This is a genomic window from Hamadaea sp. (assembly GCF_013362815.1).
Classification (GTDB): domain Bacteria; phylum Actinomycetota; class Actinomycetes; order Mycobacteriales; family Micromonosporaceae; genus Hamadaea.
Map to the genome: position 1 here is coordinate 42007 of NZ_JABFVK010000040.1, position 16845 is coordinate 58851.

General features: G+C 69.4%; 20 protein-coding genes and 1 pseudogene. 10 read left to right on the plus strand and 11 right to left on the minus strand.

All coding sequences use genetic code 11. The features are described from left to right. The first annotated feature begins 76 nt into the window (after positions 1-76). Positions 77-979, plus strand: coding sequence for an NAD(P)/FAD-dependent oxidoreductase (locus tag HOV77_RS19850; protein WP_290863931.1), 903 nt, complete (start codon positions 77-79; stop codon positions 977-979). Positions 980-1008: 29 nt separating this feature from the next. Here the strand turns inward: HOV77_RS19850 and HOV77_RS19855 are convergent, their stop codons facing one another. The 3 genes from HOV77_RS19855 to HOV77_RS19865 are packed head-to-tail and all read right to left on the minus strand — an operon-like array spanning position 1009 to position 3760. Next, positions 1009-2403 carry a pyridoxal-dependent decarboxylase gene (locus tag HOV77_RS19855; protein ID WP_290863932.1) on the minus strand — a complete coding sequence of 465 codons (1395 nt, stop codon included), beginning with the start codon at positions 2401-2403 and terminating at the stop codon, positions 1009-1011. A gap of 44 nt (positions 2404-2447) precedes the next feature. Then, the gene (locus HOV77_RS19860; protein WP_290863933.1) at positions 2448-2990 is read right to left on the minus strand and encodes an XRE family transcriptional regulator; all 543 of its coding nucleotides are present in this window, start codon (positions 2988-2990) and stop codon (positions 2448-2450) included. A gap of 41 nt (positions 2991-3031) precedes the next feature. Further along, on the minus strand, positions 3032-3760 hold the full coding sequence (locus HOV77_RS19865; RefSeq protein ID WP_290863934.1) for a polyprenol monophosphomannose synthase: 729 nt from the start codon (positions 3758-3760) through the stop codon (positions 3032-3034). A 413-nt stretch (positions 3761-4173) separates the two neighbouring features. On the opposite strand from HOV77_RS19865, the gene HOV77_RS19870 reads away from it, so the two are divergent. Both HOV77_RS19870 and pntB read left to right on the plus strand, forming a co-directional pair. Then, complete coding sequence (locus HOV77_RS19870; RefSeq protein ID WP_290863935.1) at positions 4174-5706, plus strand: Re/Si-specific NAD(P)(+) transhydrogenase subunit alpha; 1533 nt, start codon at positions 4174-4176, stop codon at positions 5704-5706. Between the two features lie 5 nt (positions 5707-5711). Continuing rightward, positions 5712-7151: a Re/Si-specific NAD(P)(+) transhydrogenase subunit beta gene (gene pntB / locus HOV77_RS19875; RefSeq protein ID WP_290863936.1), complete on the plus strand. Its 1440-nt coding sequence runs from the start codon at positions 5712-5714 to the stop codon at positions 7149-7151. 108 nt (positions 7152-7259) lie between these two features. Here pntB and HOV77_RS19880 read toward each other — a convergent pair whose 3' ends face one another. From HOV77_RS19880 to HOV77_RS19900, 5 genes are all read right to left on the minus strand, one after another. Next, complete coding sequence (locus HOV77_RS19880; protein WP_290863937.1) at positions 7260-7766, minus strand: NUDIX domain-containing protein; 507 nt, start codon at positions 7764-7766, stop codon at positions 7260-7262. 59 nt (positions 7767-7825) lie between these two features. Beyond that, positions 7826-8032, minus strand: coding sequence for a hypothetical protein (locus HOV77_RS19885; protein WP_253752733.1), 207 nt, complete (start codon positions 8030-8032; stop codon positions 7826-7828). A 111-nt stretch (positions 8033-8143) separates the two neighbouring features. After that, on the minus strand, positions 8144-9382 hold the full coding sequence (locus HOV77_RS19890) for an amidohydrolase family protein (RefSeq protein ID WP_290863938.1): 1239 nt from the start codon (positions 9380-9382) through the stop codon (positions 8144-8146). 133 nt (positions 9383-9515) lie between these two features. Beyond that, on the minus strand, positions 9516-10682 hold the full coding sequence (locus HOV77_RS19895) for an SAM-dependent methyltransferase (RefSeq protein ID WP_290863939.1): 1167 nt from the start codon (positions 10680-10682) through the stop codon (positions 9516-9518). A 9-nt stretch (positions 10683-10691) separates the two neighbouring features. After that, positions 10692-11045 carry a YchJ family metal-binding protein gene (locus tag HOV77_RS19900; RefSeq protein WP_290863940.1) on the minus strand — a complete coding sequence of 118 codons (354 nt, stop codon included), beginning with the start codon at positions 11043-11045 and terminating at the stop codon, positions 10692-10694. Between the two features lie 50 nt (positions 11046-11095). On the opposite strand from HOV77_RS19900, the gene HOV77_RS19905 reads away from it, so the two are divergent. Continuing rightward, on the plus strand, positions 11096-12037 hold the full coding sequence (locus tag HOV77_RS19905; RefSeq protein WP_290863941.1) for a Ku protein: 942 nt from the start codon (positions 11096-11098) through the stop codon (positions 12035-12037). Here HOV77_RS19905 and HOV77_RS19910 read toward each other — a convergent pair. From HOV77_RS19910 to HOV77_RS19915, 3 genes and pseudogenes are all read right to left on the minus strand, one after another. Then, on the minus strand, positions 12034-12534 hold the full coding sequence (locus tag HOV77_RS19910; RefSeq protein WP_290863942.1) for a hypothetical protein: 501 nt from the start codon (positions 12532-12534) through the stop codon (positions 12034-12036). The genes HOV77_RS19905 and HOV77_RS19910 overlap by 4 nt on opposite strands. Positions 12535-12589: 55 nt before the next feature. Further along, a pseudogene (locus HOV77_RS34805) lies at positions 12590-12772 on the minus strand (nucleotidyltransferase domain-containing protein); the annotation flags it as partial. Between the two features lie 6 nt (positions 12773-12778). Next, on the minus strand, positions 12779-13240 hold the full coding sequence (locus HOV77_RS19915) for a methylated-DNA--[protein]-cysteine S-methyltransferase (RefSeq protein ID WP_290863943.1): 462 nt from the start codon (positions 13238-13240) through the stop codon (positions 12779-12781). 136 nt (positions 13241-13376) lie between these two features. Between HOV77_RS19915 and HOV77_RS19920 the strand changes: the two genes are divergently transcribed. The 6 genes from HOV77_RS19920 to HOV77_RS19945 form a co-directional block, all read left to right on the plus strand. Then, entirely contained in the window at positions 13377-14081 is a 705-nt protein-coding gene (locus tag HOV77_RS19920; protein ID WP_290863944.1) for a YbaB/EbfC family nucleoid-associated protein, read from the plus strand. Positions 14082-14123: 42 nt separating this feature from the next. Beyond that, positions 14124-14450 carry a hypothetical protein gene (locus HOV77_RS19925; RefSeq protein ID WP_290863945.1) on the plus strand — a complete coding sequence of 109 codons (327 nt, stop codon included), beginning with the start codon at positions 14124-14126 and terminating at the stop codon, positions 14448-14450. 13 nt (positions 14451-14463) lie between these two features. Further along, on the plus strand, positions 14464-15258 hold the full coding sequence (locus HOV77_RS19930) for a hypothetical protein (protein WP_290863946.1): 795 nt from the start codon (positions 14464-14466) through the stop codon (positions 15256-15258). Then, a complete protein-coding gene (locus tag HOV77_RS19935; RefSeq protein WP_290863947.1) occupies positions 15258-15695 on the plus strand; it encodes a hypothetical protein in 438 nt (145 codons plus the stop codon). The genes HOV77_RS19930 and HOV77_RS19935 overlap by 1 nt, the downstream gene beginning before the upstream one ends. Before the next feature lie 31 nt (positions 15696-15726). Beyond that, complete coding sequence (locus HOV77_RS19940) at positions 15727-16647, plus strand: phosphotransferase (protein WP_290863948.1); 921 nt, start codon at positions 15727-15729, stop codon at positions 16645-16647. A gap of 4 nt (positions 16648-16651) precedes the next feature. Next, the coding region (locus HOV77_RS19945; RefSeq protein ID WP_290863949.1) for a hypothetical protein at positions 16652-16845 on the plus strand (194 nt) is incomplete at its 3' end.

Consider the following 16845-nt stretch of genomic DNA (forward strand, 5'->3'; position numbering starts at 1 on the left):
CGGATTCCCGGTTTCGGCAACAAAGGTTGTCGAAATTCCGGCGTACGCCGCACCATCGGACGCGGAGGTGAGCGCGATGAACGCGTACGACGTGGTGGTGATCGGAGGCGGTGCGGCGGGGCTGAACGCCGCCCTGGTACTGGGCCGGGCCCGTCGCCGGGTGGCGGTGGTGGACGCGGGCGAGCCCCGAAACGCTCCGGCTGCCCATATGCAAGGGTTCCTGTCGCGGGACGGTATGCCCCCGGCCGAGCTGCTCTCGGTGGGCCGGGCCGAAGTCGCCGGCTACGGCGTAGACCTTGTCGACGGCCGGGTTGCCGGGATCGAACCCGGCTTCGCGGTACGCCTGACCGACGGAACTACCCTGGGCGCGCGGCGCATCGTGGTCGCGACGGGGTTGCGGGACGAGTTGCCCGAGGTGCCCGGAGTCGCCGAGCGGTGGGGACGCGACGTGATCCACTGCCCCTACTGCCACGGCTGGGAGGTACGCGACCAGGCGATCGGCGTACTGGCGGGCGAAGCGCGCTCGGTGCATCAGGCGGTGATGGTGAAGCAGTGGAGCGACGATGTCGTGTTCTTCGCCCACGAGTACGCCCTGACCGCGGAGGACCGGCAGCAGTTGGACGCGCGGCGCATTCCGGTCGTCGAGGGACCCGTCGCCCGGCTGGTCGTGGCAGACGACGTGATCCGGGGCGTGGAGTTGCGCGGTGGCCGGGTGGTCGAGCGGTCGGCGATCTTCGTGGCTCCCCGGTTCGTGCCGATCGACGGGCTGCTCCGTGAACTCGGCTGCGAGGTCGACAACGGGCTCGTCAAGGTCGACCAGTTCGGGCGCACCACTGTGGACGGAGTATGGGCCGTCGGCAACGTGGTGACGCCGATGGCCTCCGTCGTCATGGCGGCGGCCGCCGGGGCCGCCGCCGCGATGGTCGTCAACGGGGATCTGGTGGAAGAGGAGGTCAGCGCTGCGCGTATCGCCGGATGAGCCGGCGGAAACCCGCGGGCGTCTTGGCTCTAGTGATTTGCTCGCGCGGCGTGGACGGCGTCGAGGATCGCCTCGGCGTCGGCGCTGCTCATCCGGGGGTTCACGACGCAGGCGCGGAACGCGAAGCGGCCGTCGACCGTGGTCCCGGCGAGGAACGCGCGGCCCTGGCGCTGGAGCTCGGCGAGGATCGCGCGATTCTCCTCGTCGGTCGCGCCGGAGCAGCGGAAGCAGACGACGCTCAACCCGTGCGCGAGCAGTTCGAGGGCGGCATCGGCGTCGACCGCGGCGGCGAGCCGATCGGCGATCGCGAGATCGCGCGCGATCAGCTGCCGGTAGCCGTCGAGACCGAGATGCCGCAGTTGCGCCCAGACCTTCAGCGCGCGGAACGGCCGGGTCTGCTCGAAGCCGAATTCGCTGAACCACGGCTCGTCCTCGGTCCGCAGATAGGGCGGCACGAGGCTGAAGGCGTCGCGGGTGAGCTGCCGATCGCGCAGCAGGACCAGCCCCGCGTCGACTGGCGTGTAGAGCCATTTGTGCGGATCGAGCGCGATGCTGTCCACTGCGGACAGTGCTGTTCTGGTGTCCGCGTACGCGTCCAGCAGGAGCACCGCCGGACCGCCGTAGGACCCGTCGACGTGCAGCCAGAGCTCGTGTTCGGCGCAGATCTCGGCGATCTCGGCCAGCGGATCGATCGCACCGGTGTTGACCGTGCCGGTGCTGGCCATCACGGCTACCGGAATCACGTCCGTCGCCAGGTCCGCCTCGACCTGCTCGCGCAGCAGATCCGGGCGCATCCGGTGATCGGCGTCGGACGGGATCAGCCGCACGTTCGCCGAGCCGAAGCCGAGCAACTCGGCGGCTTTCCGGGCGGTGCCGTGCCCTTCGGTCCCGAGGTAGAGGACGAACCTGCGCCCGGCCAGGCCGTCTCGGCGTACGTCGAGACCGTGGCGCTCGGCCGCACGGTGGCGGGCGACCGCGAACGCCGTGAGCGTCGCCATCGAGCCGCCGCTGACCAGGAGACCCGTGCCAGCCTCGGGGAACCCCGCCAACTCCCGGAAGACCCGGATCACTTCGCGCTCGACGTGGACCGCCGCGTGATCGCCGCCGGCGACGCTCGGATTCAGCGTGGCCGCCAGGGCGTCGGCGTACGCCCCGAGCACGTGCGGGGGAGAGTTGACCCACGCGGCGTACCGGGGATGGCCGTTGCCGAACGGATAGGGCATGACCTGCTCGGCGATCTCGTCCAGCACCTGATCCAGATCCACCGGGCCCGCGTCGGCCGGTGGCACCTCGCCCCGGTACGCCTGCCATGCGGGCTGCTCCGGCAACGTCGTCAGATGCTCGGTGATCAGCTCCGTCACCCGGTGGCCGATTCGGCGTACCTCGGCGGGGCGCCACTCCCAGGCGGGCGGAATCTCTGTCATCGCAGGTCCATGCGTCTCCGTCATCGCAGGTCCATGCGTCTCCGTCATCGCAGGTCCATGACGAGGTAGTAGACGCACGGTTCGTCGCCCGGGTTGGCGAACCCGTGATGACAGTCGCCGGCGTAGAAGACGCTGTCCCCGGCGTGCAACTCGGTCACCTCGTCGTCCAGCGACAACCGCAGCGTGCCCGACTCGACGGCGAGGTACTCCCGCGTACCGGGTCCATGGGGGGTGAAGACTCCGGCGTCCACCCCGGGTTCGACGGTCGTCCGCATGAACTCGAACTCGACGCCCGGCAGCACCGGGCTGAGAATGCGGCGCTGCCAGCCGTCGGCCTGGGCCACGTCCTGCTTCTCATGGCGGAGCAGGATGCGCCGCTCGGGCGACTCCGGCCGGAGCAGCCGGGCGACGCTGGTGCCCAATCCGGTCGCTATCCGGTCGAGGACTCCGACGGTCGGCGTACGGCTGCCTCGTTCCACTTCGGACAGCATGCTCCGGCTGACGCCACTGGCCGTGGCCAGTTCGTCCAGGGTGAGGTCACGACGGCGGCGTTCTTCGCGAACGCGTACGCCCAACTCGGCGATCATGAAAATCCACTATAGCGGAATTCCGCTATAGTGGAAGAGGCTCACTTCTTGCCGAAGCGGAGCTTCCACGGAACCATCGCCGACTCCAGCTGTACGCCCAGGCTCATCTTCGAAGCGCCTTCGACCCGCTCCTCGAACCGGATCGGCACCTCCGCGATCCGCATGCCCCCGCTGACCACCCGATAGTTCATCTCGACCTGGAAGGCGTACCCGTTGCTCTGGACCGAGGCGACGTCGATGGCCCGCAGAGTCTCCGCGCGCCAGGCCTTGAAGCCGGCGGTCGCGTCCTTGACGTGCAGCTGCAGGATCGTGTTGACGTAGAAGTTCGCCCAGGCCGAGAGGGCCTTGCGGTGCCACGGCCATTCGCTGGCGGTCGCGCCGCCGGCGACGTAGCGGGATCCGAGAATGACCGCCGCGTCGGTCGTGGCCAGCTTCTCGATCATCACCGGGATGGCGGTGACCGGATGCGAGAGGTCGGCGTCCATCTGCACCACGACGTCGGCGCCTTCGTCGAGTGCGCGCGTCATGCCCGCGACGTACGCGCGGCCGAGTCCGTCCTTGACCGTCCGATGCAGTACGCCCACCGGAATCGGGGCCTCGACGCCGAGCTTCTCGGCGATCTCCCCGGTGCCGTCGGGCGAGTTGTCGTCGACCACGAGGACGTGCAGGCCGGGCAGGTCCAGGCCGGCGAGGAGACTGACGAGTTTGGGCAGGTTGTCGCGCTCGTTGTACGTCGGCACGACGACAGTGATTTTGGGCGCGCTGCTCATGTCCACCTTCGTATGGTCGGTCTTCGTTGATGGGCGGCGGTTCTCGGACACCCGAGCGTACTATTCACCTCGCCTGATCAAGCAAAACCGCAGGTCCCGGACGTGTCGCCCGGCCACCGGACATCGGCAGCCGGGCGGGGAACCGATCTCAGGCGGCGGCGCAACTCACCGTCGGCGTGGCGTTCGCGGCCTCAACGCGCTCCACCAAGGAGGCATCGCCGGACGTTGATGTTAGCGCCTCGCAGCGCGTGTGGGCAATTTCACCACCGCCGACCCCGGCCTGCTAGCTGCCTGAGCTGCATGTTCTCAGGCCGTGGACCTTGCGCCGACCCGCTTCACGATCGCGCGGGATTGACCTAACCTGTTGTAACTTTCGCGGAAGGGTCACCTTCGCGTGACAGACAGGAGCGGACATGGGTCAACGGCTCGGTGTGGTGTCGGAGGCGGACGCCGGGGAAACCCGGGTGGCCGCGACGCCGGCGACTGTGCGCCAGCTCGTGAATCTCGGGTACGAGGTCATGGTCGAGGCCGGAGCCGGCGCGCGCGCCAGCTTCCCCGACGACGCCTACGCCGAGGCCGGCGCCAAGATCGGCAGTCACGACGACTGCTGGCAGTCCGACATCGTGGTGAAGGTGAACGCTCCTTCCCCGACGGAGATCGCCGAACTGCGCGACGGGGCGACGCTGATCGGTCTGCTCAGCCCGGCATTGCGGCCGGAGCTGGTGGACGCGCTCGCCGCCCGGCCCGTGACGGCGCTGGCGATGGACGCGGTGCCGCGTATCTCGCGAGCGCAGTCCATGGACGTGCTCAGCTCGATGGCGAACATCGCGGGATACCGAGCGGTCGTCGAGGCCGCCCATGCCTTTGGGCGGTTCTTCGCCGGGCAGGTGACCGCCGCCGGCAAGGTTCCGCCCGCGAAAGTCCTCGTGGCCGGCGCCGGAGTCGCCGGCCTCGCTGCGATCGGGGCCGCGAAGAGCCTCGGCGCGATCGTCCGCTCCACCGATCCCCGGCCCGAGGTGGCCGAGCAGGTTCGGTCGCTGGGCGGCGAGTTCCTCGCCGTGACGGTGGAGCAGGAGGTCAGCTCGGACGGGTACGCCAAGGCGACCTCGGCCGACTACGACCGGCGTGCCGCCGAGATCTACGCCGAGCAGGCCGCCGACGTCGACATCGTCATCACCACCGCGCTCATCCCGGGGCGTCCCGCGCCCAGGCTGCTCACCGAGGAGCACGTGGCGAGCATGAAGCCGGGCAGCGTCGTCGTCGACATGGCGGCCGCGCAGGGCGGCAACGTCGCCGGGACGAAGGCCGGTGAGGTCGTCGTGACCGAGAACGGCGTGACGATCATCGGATACACCGACCTTCCGGGCCGCCTGCCCGCGCAGGCCTCCCAGCTGTACGGGACCAACCTCGTCAACCTGCTGAAGCTGGTGACGCCGGGCAAGGACGGTCAGTTCACCCTCGACTTCGACGACGTCGTGCAGCGCAACATGACCGTGGTACGCAACGGCGAGAAGCTCTGGCCGCCACCGCCGGTGCAGGTGTCGGCGGCTCCGACGGCCGCGCCGGTCGCCCAGGTGGCGGCGCCCGTGAAGAAACCCGTCTCGACCGGCCGGGTCTACACCCTCGTCGGCGCGGCCGCCGCCGCGTTGTTCCTGATCACCGCGTTCGCCCCGAACCAGCTGATCGGCAACTTCACCGTCTTCTCGCTCGCCGTGGTCATCGGGTACTACGTCGTCGGCAAGGTCCACCACGCGCTGCATACTCCGCTGATGTCGGTCACGAACGCGATCTCAGGCATCATCGTGGTCGGCGCTCTCCTCCAGATCGGCCAGGGTGACGCCGTCGTCACCGGGCTGTCGTTCGTCGCCGTCCTGCTGGCCAGCGTCAACATCCTCGGCGGCTTCGCCGTCACCCGGCGCATGCTGAGCATGTTCTCGAAGGGCTGATCGAGATGAGTGCTGTCACCGCCGCGCAGGCGGCGTACATCGTCGCTGCGCTCCTGTTCGTGCTCAGTCTCGCCGGACTGTCCAAGCACGAGACGTCGCGCAACGGCGTGGCCTATGGCATCGCCGGGATGGCCATCGCGCTGGTCGCCACGGTCGGGCTCGCCTCGCGCACGATCAGCGCCATGGGCGTCGCCCTGCTGGCCGTCGCACTGATCGTCGGCGGCGGCGTCGGCATCTGGCGCGCCCGGGTGGTCGAGATGACGGGCATGCCCGAGCTGATCGCGGTCATGCACAGCTTCGTCGGTCTCGCCGCCGTGCTCGTCGGCTGGAACGGCTACGTCGAGCACAACGACATGACCGGCGCGCTGCTGCGCATCCATCACGGCGAAGTGTTCATCGGCGTCTTCATCGGCGCGGTCACCTTCACCGGCTCGATCGTGGCGTACCTCAAGCTGTCGGCTCGCATCAAGTCCGCGCCGCTCATGCTTCCGGGCCGCAACCTGCTCAATCTGGGCGCGTTGGTCGCGTTCGCGGTCCTCACCGTCGTCTTCGTGGTACGCCCGAACGTGTGGCTGCTGGCCGCGGTGACCGTCCTAGCGCTCGCCCTCGGCTGGCACCTCGTCGCCTCGATCGGCGGCGGGGACATGCCGGTTGTGGTCTCGATGCTGAACAGCTACTCGGGGTGGGCCGCAGCCGCCTCGGGCTTCCTGCTCAACAACAACCTCCTGATCGTGACCGGGGCGCTGGTCGGCTCGTCGGGTGCGTACCTGTCGTACATCATGTGCCAGGCGATGAACCGCTCGTTCCTCTCGGTCATCGCAGGCGGCTTCGGGGTCGAGGCGGCCACGGGCGGCGACGAGGACCTCGGCGAGCACCGCGAGACGAACGCCGAGGAAGTCGCCGAGCTGCTGCGTAACGCGAGCTCGGTAGTCATCACACCCGGCTACGGCATGGCGGTGGCACAGGCCCAGTACCCGATCGCCGAGCTGACCCGGATTCTGCGGGCGCACGGCGTCGAGGTGCGCTTCGGCATCCACCCGGTCGCCGGTCGCCTGCCCGGCCACATGAACGTGCTGCTCGCCGAGGCTCATGTCCCGTACGACATCGTGCTGGAGATGGACGAGATCAACGACGACCTCGCCGACACCTCGGTGGTGCTCGTGATCGGCGCGAACGACACGGTCAACCCGGCCGCGGCCGATCCCGGCAGCCCGATCGCGGGCATGCCCGTCCTGCGGGTCTGGGAAGCGGCCAACGTCGTCGTGTTCAAGCGCTCGATGGCCACCGGGTACGCCGGTGTGCAGAACCCGCTGTTCTTCCGGGAGAACACGCAGATGCTGTTCGGCGACGCCAAGCAGCGGGTCGACGACATTCTGCGGGCGCTGGCCCCGTCCGTCGGCAGTCAGCGGGAACCCGCCGACGCGGTGCCGGCCGGAGTGCGCTGACGCCTGCTCCGGCGCTGGCCCCTGGCGCTGGCCCCTGGCGCTGGATCACGGATCTCGGTCGAATCTTGGGCCGAGATTCGACCCGGAACCCTGATCCAGCGCTGAAAGCTACAGCGCGTGCGGCAGGGAGAGTTCCTCATGGGACTCGCCCTGTTTCGCGTACCAGGCCGGCTCGTCTTTCAGAGCGACGTCGATGCGCAGGCGTATCCAGGACTCGACGGCGGGCAGGTCGTCGGGCCGGAACCAGGCGACGTCGAGGGACTCGTCGTCGTTGACTCGAGCCTCGCCGCCGACCGCGCGGCAGCGGAACCAGACGTTGAGGTACTCGCACTGGTCGCCGTTGGGGTAGACCACGGGGTGCATCGCCACTCCGGCGAGGCGTTCGACGACGATCTCGACCCCGGTCTCCTCGAAGACCTCCCGCACGATCGCGTCGGCGGGCTGCTCGCCGGGGTCGACCGCGCCGGCCGGCAGGGACCACTGCCCCGAGTCGCTGCGCTGCCCGAACAGGATCTCCCCGGCGTCGTTCACCACGACGGCGCTCACGCTCGGCAACAGCAGGACGTCGTGGCCGACCAGGCCACGAAGGCGGCGGACGTACGGAGACATCGGCATCCGCCGGACACTACAGCAGGCCCCACAGTTCTGCGGGGCCTGCGGCGCGAACTATCGGGTCAGTCGGCGAGGGTGACGATCGCCTGAGCCCACTTGAAGTGCTTCTGCTTGGCCAGGTCACGGACCGTCTTGATGCCGAACGCCTTATCCAGGTACTCGGCGTCCTCCTTGGTCAGACCCTCCAGGGCGGTGACCGGGGCGTCGGCGAGCTCCTGGGCGCTCTTGCCCTCCCACTGCTTCATGAGCTTCTTCTCGAGTCCCAGCAAGGGATCTCTCCTTACGATCGGTTCGGGGGCTGCGACGGTCCGCCGGGACCGCCGGGAGGGATGCTATCGCCCACGCTGTCCTGGTGCGACGGTGTGGCGGGAGCCCGACAGTCACGGCGTACGCGCGTCGCGGACGATTTCCCCGTTCTTCATGATCACGACAAGGTTGGCGGGGTCGGCGAGCACCGTGAGATCGGTGAGCGGGTCGCCGTCGACGAGCAGGAGATCGGCGTACGCACCCGGCTCGATCACGCCCAGCGGCCGGGGATAGGGATTGCGCTCGCCCGACATCGCCAGCAGCTCGGCGTTGCCGGAGGTCGCCATGCGCAGCACTTCGACCTGGGTGAACCAGCGGGTCATCTTCGCCAGTTGTGCGCCCTGCCGCGTGGCCAGCTGCGGATCGAACAGGGTGTCGGTGCCCCAGGCGACGCGTACGCCGTGCTTGCGTGCAAGTTCGTAGGCCCGGTCGGTGCCCTCGACCATGGTGAGCTGCTTGGCGCGGTTGACCGGGTCGGTCATCGGAATGGCTTCCTCGTCGTCCAGGAACGGCTGCAGACACCACCAGACTTCCTGCGTAGCCATCTGCGCAGCGGTTTCGTCGTCCAAGAGGTGGCCGTGCTCGATGCACCGCACTCCCGCCCGGATCGCCTGCTGCACCGACCGGGGCGTGTACGCGTGCACCATGACATAGGTGCCCCAGTTCTCGGCGGCCTCGACCGCGGCTCGCAGTTCGCCCTCGGTGTACTGGGTGACGTCGAGTGGGTCGTGCGGAGAGGCGACGCCGCCGCCCGCCATGAGTTTGAGCTGGCTCGCGCCGAGCATCAGTTGCTCCCGGGCGGCGCGCAGCACCTCGTCCACCCCGTCGGCGATCGCGCTGACGCCCGAGGTCTCGATGAAGGTCAGCCCTTGTTTCGGCAGGTCGTGGGCGGTGCGGAAGTCGCCGTGGCCGGACGTCTGGCTGATGAACGCGCCGCTCGGAAAAATCCGGGGTCCCCGGATCAGTCCTTCGTCGATCGCTCGCTTGAGGCCGAAGCTCGGTCCGCCCGCGTCTCGGACCGTGGTGAACCCGCGCAGCAGCGTACGCTCGGCTTCCCGGCCGGCCGCCAGAGTGATGTAGCCGAGGTCGGCCGTGGCCAGCTGAGCCATCGGCAGACTCGCCATCATGGCGTGCCAGTGGGCGTCGATCAGGCCCGGCATGAGCACCCGGCCGCCGCCGTCGATCACCGTGCCAGACCTGTCGTCCGCGTCGACCGCGCTGATGAGGCTGTCCTCGACCGCTACCCGGGTGGGCGCGGTCAGCTCTGCCGCCCGACCGTCGAAGACTCGGACGTTGTCGAAGATCAGCGTCATGCTGTCGAGTGTCTCGACCGCTGGTGGATTTGTCCGGCGAATGCGTGGGATCGTTGCCGCCCGGATCTTTCGCCCGGCTGATGTCGTCAGGTGGTGCTGAGAACATCAGGAGGGCGAAAGTTCGGCACCGCAGTCAGGGGCGTCGAGCCACCACGTGCCAGATAGGCCGCTCGGGGTGGATCAGCCGAGCCGGCGGAGTCGGCACCAGCCCACTCGATCCCAGGTCGGCCGCCAGGTACGCCGACGCCGTCCAGCCGTGCCGGGCCAGCCAGGCGACCGGATCGGCGCTCGCCCCGACGAACGGCGAACCCCGGTCGACCATGTACGCGAGGAACTCCGCGTTGGTCGGGTCGGTGGCGTACGCCGAATGCGGGATGTCCAAGGCGAGCCGGGAATCGTCGGCGGCCACGGAGCCGAGCCGGTCGAGCAACTCGTCCGCCGCTTCGGCCGGAAAGTAGTAGAACAGGCCCTCCACGAGCCAGACCGCCGGTCGCGCCGGGTCGAATCCGGCGTGCGTGAGCGGCCCGGCCCACGGCGTACGCAGATCCACGTCGACGATCACCTGTCCGGCGGGGCCGATCCCGGCCTGGGCCAGCGTCGCGATCTTCGTCTCGACCTGACCTGGGAGGTCGGCTTCGTACACCGTCGCGCCCGGCGTCGGCAGCCGCCACGGCCGGGTGTCCGAGCCGGAGGCGAGGATGACGACCTGGTCGACGCCGGAGCGTAGTGCCTCGCCGATCACTGCGTCGCCGAGGCGGCCGCGGGTGATCACTACTTCCGACGGCCCGCCCAGCTTGTCCAGGGACGCCACGAGCTGATCCGGGCCGGCCAGCCACTCGGCGTACGGGTCGACGAGGTAGGCGTCCGGCTCGGCCGACTCCCGACGACGGATGACCGCCATCCAGTCGCTCGTTGTGCGTACCGCCGAGGCATTCTCGACCTGGTCAGCCACGTAGCCGAGCCTATCGGCGCAGCCGGGCCGGGGTGGTCCGGACGCCGAAGCCGACGGTCGCGCGGTGGGCCACTGACGCTGCTGGAAGGTTGCCCGCTCGCGAGCCGGACGGTCGAAGCGGTCGTGCCGGTCGCGGCGGTCGTCGAACTTCGAATGGCGCGGCCGATCATGCCGGTCGTCGAAGTGGTGACCGGCGGCGAAGCCGATGCCCAGGCCGATCACGCCGCCGACGGCGAGCCCGGCGACGCCCATCGCGCCGAGCTGGACGGCCCGATTGGCGAAAAACGGCGAGCGCCGCGAAGCGACCGGCTCGGCCGGAGGTTCCGGAGTCTCAGAAGGGGTGGTCATGTGAAAACGCTACAGCGAAGAAAGGTAGAACCATTGTCCGCCCTCGCGCCGGAACTCGCTGTTCTCCTCCAGCACCCCGGCGGTGTGAAACGCCCGGAAATGCACGGTGGCGACGGTCTCGAAGAGTGAACCACCGGTCTGCCCGACGATCTCCAGGCGCGTGTAGCGCGGGCCGCCAGTGAGGTCGAGCCGCCGGGGCCGCGTGCTCGCATGCCACGTACGCAGCAGATACGCGGTGTCGCCGCGCACGAAGGCGGTGAATCGCGAGCGCATCAGCAGTTCGGCGGTGGGCGCATCGGCGTGCTGCCAGCGGCCGCAGCAGTCGGCGTATGCCGGGCCGAGGCCACATGGGCAAGAACTCATGCTGTCATCGTCGCAGGATCATGGTCACAATGGGCGCGGGGGTGATCGATGTGGCGCGCGCCATCTGGACCGGTGTCATCAGCTTCGGCCTGGTCTCGGTTCCGGTCGAGATGTTCTCGGCGACCAAGGAGCACGAGGTCTCGTTCCACCAGTTCCAGCGGGGCACCAACGACCGCATCCGCTATCTGCGGGTCAACGAGCGGACCGGCGAGGAGGTCCCGTACGGCGACATCGTCAAGGGGGCCGACGTCGGCGAGGGCGAGTACGTCCTGATCGAGAAGAAGGAGCTCGACGAGATCGCGCCGGGCCGGTCGAAGATCCTGGACATCCACCAGTTCGTCGACCTGGACGAGATCGACCCGATCTTCTTCCAGAAGACCTACTACCTCGGCCCGGGCAGCGACGAGACGGTCAAGACGTATGCGCTGCTCCGGGACGCGATGGCCGAGGCGAACCGGGCGGCGATCGCGACGCTCGTGATGCGCAGCAAGGAGTACCTGGCCGCGATCCGGGTGGACAAGGATCTGCTGGTCCTGGAGACGATGTACTTCGCCGACGAGGTCCGCGCCGCGGCCGAGGTGATCGAGCGCCTGCCCGGCAAGGTTCGCAGCACCTCACAAGAGCTGCGGATGGCCGGTCAGCTGATCGACTCCATGACCGGCGAGTGGCGGGCCGAGGACTTCCGCGACACGTACACCGATCGGGTGAAAGATCTCGTCGAGGCCAAGCGCGCCGGCTCCGAGATCGTCTCGGAGGCCAAAGCGCCCGAGGCCACCAACGTCATCGACCTCATGGACGCGTTGCGGCGCAGCGTCGAGAAGGCCCGCAAGGAGCGCGCCGGGGACGCCGCGCCGGACGAGTCGGTCGCGCTCGAGGACATGAGCAAGTCCGAGCTGCTGGAGATCGCCCGGGAGCTCGACATCTCCGGCCGTTCCTCGATGAACCGCAAGGACTTGGAGAAGGCCATCGCCAAGTCCCGCAAGGCCGCCTAGACCAGTCGCGCGATGCCCGCGATCATCAGGTCGCGGGCCAGCGCTGCGCGTACGTCACGCTCCTGTTCGGTCAAGGTCACGGGTTCACCTGCGCGCCGCCGCGCTATTTCTTCGCGCAGATCATCTGGTACGCCGAAAGCAGTGAGCCGCTCGATCGCCTCGCGTTTGGTGATCAGCCGGTTCTCGGTGACCGTGGCTTGCACCCGGGCGAGTGTGGTCAACCCGAGATCGACGTAGACGTCCTCGCGCCACAGCTTCGGTTTAGCGACCGCCCTCGACCAGTACCCCGTGAGTTCTGCCCGGGACTCGGCCTGGAGGGTGGCGTCGTCGACGGGTGGGATCAGGCCGGCCGGGGGCGGGCCGTAGACGGTGATCCCACCACGGAGCACTTCGGCGCGGGCGATGCCGCTGATCGTCCGGCGGTACAGCTCGCCGTGCGCCCAGTAGTAGTGCTCGCGCGCAAGATCGTCCGCCTTGCCCAGCGACAAAGTACGCACAGTGCAGCTTCTTGTCCGGTGTGGACTGATGCAGCTCGGTCACCTGGCGGCGTTGCTTTCGATCGAGGTCCCGGTCGATCACGGCGATCACGTCGAGGTCGCTGATGCCGGGGCGGTAATCCCCGTACGCCAGCGACCCGCCGGCGTAGAGACCGGCGACTCCGGCGAGATCGCGTACGCGGTCGCCGAAGGTCGTCAGGACGGGGACCGCGGTGAGCCGTGCATCCATGCTCAGCATGATCCCTTACAGCAGAGTCGGCTGCAGCGCGCCCTCCAGCGTCAGCAACTCGCGTTTACGGTCCAGGCCACCGGCGTACCCGGTGAGGGAGCCGTCCGCGCCGACGACCCGGTGGCAGGGGCGTACCACGAGCAGGGGGTTCGCCCCGATCGCGGCGGCCACCGCGCGAATGCGATCCCGGGGTACGCCGATCCGCTCGGTCAGCTCGCCGTAGCTGATCGTCTCCCCGTACGCGATCTCGTCGAGCGCTGCCCACACCCGGTGCTGGAACGCAGTTCCCTGCGGAGCCAGCGGCAGCTCGAATCGCGTACGCGTGCCCTCGAAGTACTCCGTGAGCTGCCGGACCGCCGGGTCAGCCGGATCTCCGGCAGCGTTCCCGCCGAAGCCGATCCGGGTCAGCCCGTCGTCGCCCGACAGGATGGTGAGCGGTCCCAGCGGACTGTCCATCGTGGTCTGCTTGATCGTCATGTAATCAACGTTAGGCCTGCCCGGACTGAATGACTGGCGGGATTCGGACGGCGCGTCGTGCGATGATCACGTAAGTTCCCGCCGAGTTATCCACAGGGGGTTCCGGTCGTCGTCGAGGTCGCCTACGGTCGCACGCATGGCGCAGCTCTTCGATATCGACGAAGGCCTCCGACAGGCGGCCGCCGAGGCCCGGCAGCAGTCGGCACGGCTGGCCGCTCTCACGTCCGCCGAGGTCAGCGGCTCGGATGCGGGCGGAGCCGTCGCCGTCACCGTCCGCGCCGACGGTGCCTTCGTGGCACTCAGCCTCCACGACGAATGGCGTAAGCGCAGCGGCGGCGATCTCTCGGCGGCCGTCGTCGCCGCGCTCGCCGCGGCGCAGCAGTCGGCGACCGAGGCGTGGTCCGCTGCGGTGGCTTATGACTCACCGCAGACGCTCGACCTTCCCGGCGAATCCGCTCCCTCCACCGCGGACAGTGGCGACCCGGCGCTGTTCGCCCAGTCGCTCGACAGCCTGCTCCAGCAGGTCGAGGAACGGCTCGCTGAGCTGCCCGACCGCGCCGCCGAGGCGGCCACCCGGGTCGTGGAGGCGACCGGACCGGCCGGCGGAGTCATCGCGGTGGCCCGCGAGGGCGCGCTCGTCCGCGTCGACTGCGACGAACGCTGGCTCGCCGAGGCTCCGCGTACGCGCATCGAGGCCGAGCTGACCGCCGCGCTCGCGAAGGCGCTGCCGGGACTGCGCAATCAGGTCGACGCGGCGATCCGGGTCGGCCCGGTGGGAGAGCTCCTCGACCTGGCCGCCGATCCCGCCGCGCTGTTCCGGAAGCTCGGCCTGACCACCTAACCGTCAGATTCCGCAGGACATCGGATTGTTCCGGACAGGGGAATGAGCATGCAACCGGACGGGCAGCAAGTGCAGGCCGCCGTGGCGGCGATGCGGGCCGACGCCACGATGTGGCGCGACATGGCCGCCGACCTGACAGCGGCGGCGAGCACCGCCGGCGGACTCGACCTCGGCCGCCGCCAGTTCTCGATGATCGCCGACCAACTCGGCATGACCGAGCTGTACCAGCAGGTGCAGGAGCGGCTCGTGCAGCTGATCGGGCAGGGCGCGGACACCTTCGAGGCGACCGCGTCGGCGCTCACCACGGCCGCCGCCGGATACGAGGCCGACGAGGCCGCCGCCGTCCACCGCCTCCACGACATCTACTGAGGAGACACCCCCGATGACCGTCATGAGCGCCGCCGAGTTCGACTCGCTGCTGAACCGGGTCGACGACAAACTGCGACAAATGCGCGAGGTGACCGAGCACCTCTTCGACAAACTGGAGACCTGGGCCCACCGGCTCGGCCCGCTCGGCCACTCGATCATGCAGGTGCTGGCGTACGTGCCGAAGCTGATCGGGAAGGTCTTCGAGTGGATCGGCCAGCTCATCGTCAATCCCGGGGTGCCGTGGACGCTGTGGAACCACGGCAACGACTGGTCCGGCGCTCCCGTCGCCGGGAAGGTCAGCGCCCTGGTCGGCAAGGCCACCCTCGACGAAGTACGCGTGGACGACTTCTGGCAGGGGCGGGCTGCGGACGCGTACAAGAACACATTGCCCCGGCAGAAGGAGGCGCTGGCGAAGATCGTGTCGGCCGCCCAAGCCGTGGACGACGCGCTGACCAAGATGGCGATCGCGATCGGGGCGCTCTGGCTGGCGTTGCTCACCGCCATTCTCTCCGCCGTCGTGGAATACATCGCCGAGGGCGCAGCCGCAGCGACGGGCGTGGGCGCTCCACCGGCGGCGGCCGGAGCAGCGGCGACCACCGCGAAGGTGCTGGCCCTGGTCACGGCGGCGCTCGACGTCTTCTTCGTCTTCATCGTGGCCAACACGTTGCCGGTGCTGAAGAGCCTGCGGCACGATCTGCTCGACAGCTCGGCCTTCCCGGACGGGCACTGGCCCCGGTCCACCACCGACTTCTCGGACGGCAGCCTCAGCGACGGCGACCCGACCGACTGGCATTTGCGGGTGAGCTGATGCGCGACATCTTGCGAGGCATCGTCGCGGTGATCTTCGTAGTGCTCCTCGGGGGCACCGCCGTCGCGGGTGCGATCGACCCGTCCCAGTACGCCGACGTCAAACCCGGCGGCGTGATCGCGCCCTTCGTCGTCTGCGGCGTCGGCGCGGTCGGGTTCGCGGTGCTCGCCTGGGCGGCGTTCGGGCTGGCGAGCGGGGCTGCCGCCGATCGAGCCCGATCCGGGTACGCAGCCGCCAAGGTGTTCGTCCCGCTGATCACGGTCGCCGGGCTCGGCACCGGGGTGATCACCGCCGTGGCGTACGGCGAGGCCGAGAACCTCCTGACCGCCGCGTGGAGCACCGCGCTCGTGCTCTTGGCGTACCTGTTGGTGCTGCGCGGACAGCGCAAGAGCGTGGCGCGAGCGATGCGCCGGCTGGACCACCCGAAAACGAGCTGAGCCGGGCGAGGCGGTCGGGCATGATCAGCGAATGACTTCGCCGCTGGCCGTCGGGGGCAATCGCGCCCGATGGGAAGACCTGCCCGAGAGCGTTCGCGCCGTGATCGAGCGCGCGGTCGACGCGCCGGTGACCGGAGCGGCCAGCCAGCCGGGCGGATTCTCTCCGGCGCTGGCGTCCGTGCTGACGCTGGCCGACGGCCGGAGGGTGTTCGCCAAGGCGGTGACCGAGGAGCGCAGCGAGTACGCCGCCGGAGCGATCCGGCGGGAGGCCGACATCCTCGCCGGGCTGCCCGCGCAGGTGCCCGCACCCGCGTTGATCTGGGCGGGCGACCACATCGACGAGGCCGGCGACTGGGCGATCATGGTCACCGAGGCGATCGACGGCCGGATGCCGGCCCAGCCGTGGCGGCCGGACGAGTTGCGCCGGTTCTTGCACGCCGCCAGCGTGCTCGCCGACTCGCTCACACCGGCGCCGTTCGCCGCGCCCGCCCTAGCCGAAGACGCCGCCTTGACCGGAAACTGGGCGGCGCTCGACCATCCCCGGTCCGCCGAGCTGATCGAGCTGGAGTTCGGCTGGGCCGCCGCGACCGAAGGCGACGCGCTGTTGCACGGCGACCTGCGCGCCGACAACTTCCTGCTGACCGAGACCGGGTTCGTGGTCGTCGACTGGCCGGCGGCCTGCACGGGCGCCCGGTGGCTCGATCTCATGATCAGCCTGCCGAGCGTCGCCATGCACGGCGGCGGTGATCCCGAGGCGCTCTGGTCGGCGCACCCGTTCAGCCGGGAGGCCGATCCGGACGCCGTGGACTCGGTGCTCGCCGGACTCGCCGGCTATTTCCTGGCCAACGCGGCGCTGCCGCCGGTGCCGCTGTTGCCGACGTTGCGCGACTTCCAGCGGGCTCAGGGCGACGTCGCCCTCCGCTGGCTCGGTTTCCGTCGAGGCTGGTCGTGACCTCGTGACCGAGCTTGCGACCTGTTCCGAGTGCGGTTGCTGGGCGTACGCCGGAGCACCGGACTGCTCGCGGTGCGCAGCTGGAGTCGACGACCTGATCGAGGCAGGCTGGCAGCGCTTCCTGACTGAATCCGGGTTCGACCGTGACGAATCCGCGTCCCGGTTCGACCGTGACGAATCCGCGTCCCGGTTCGACCG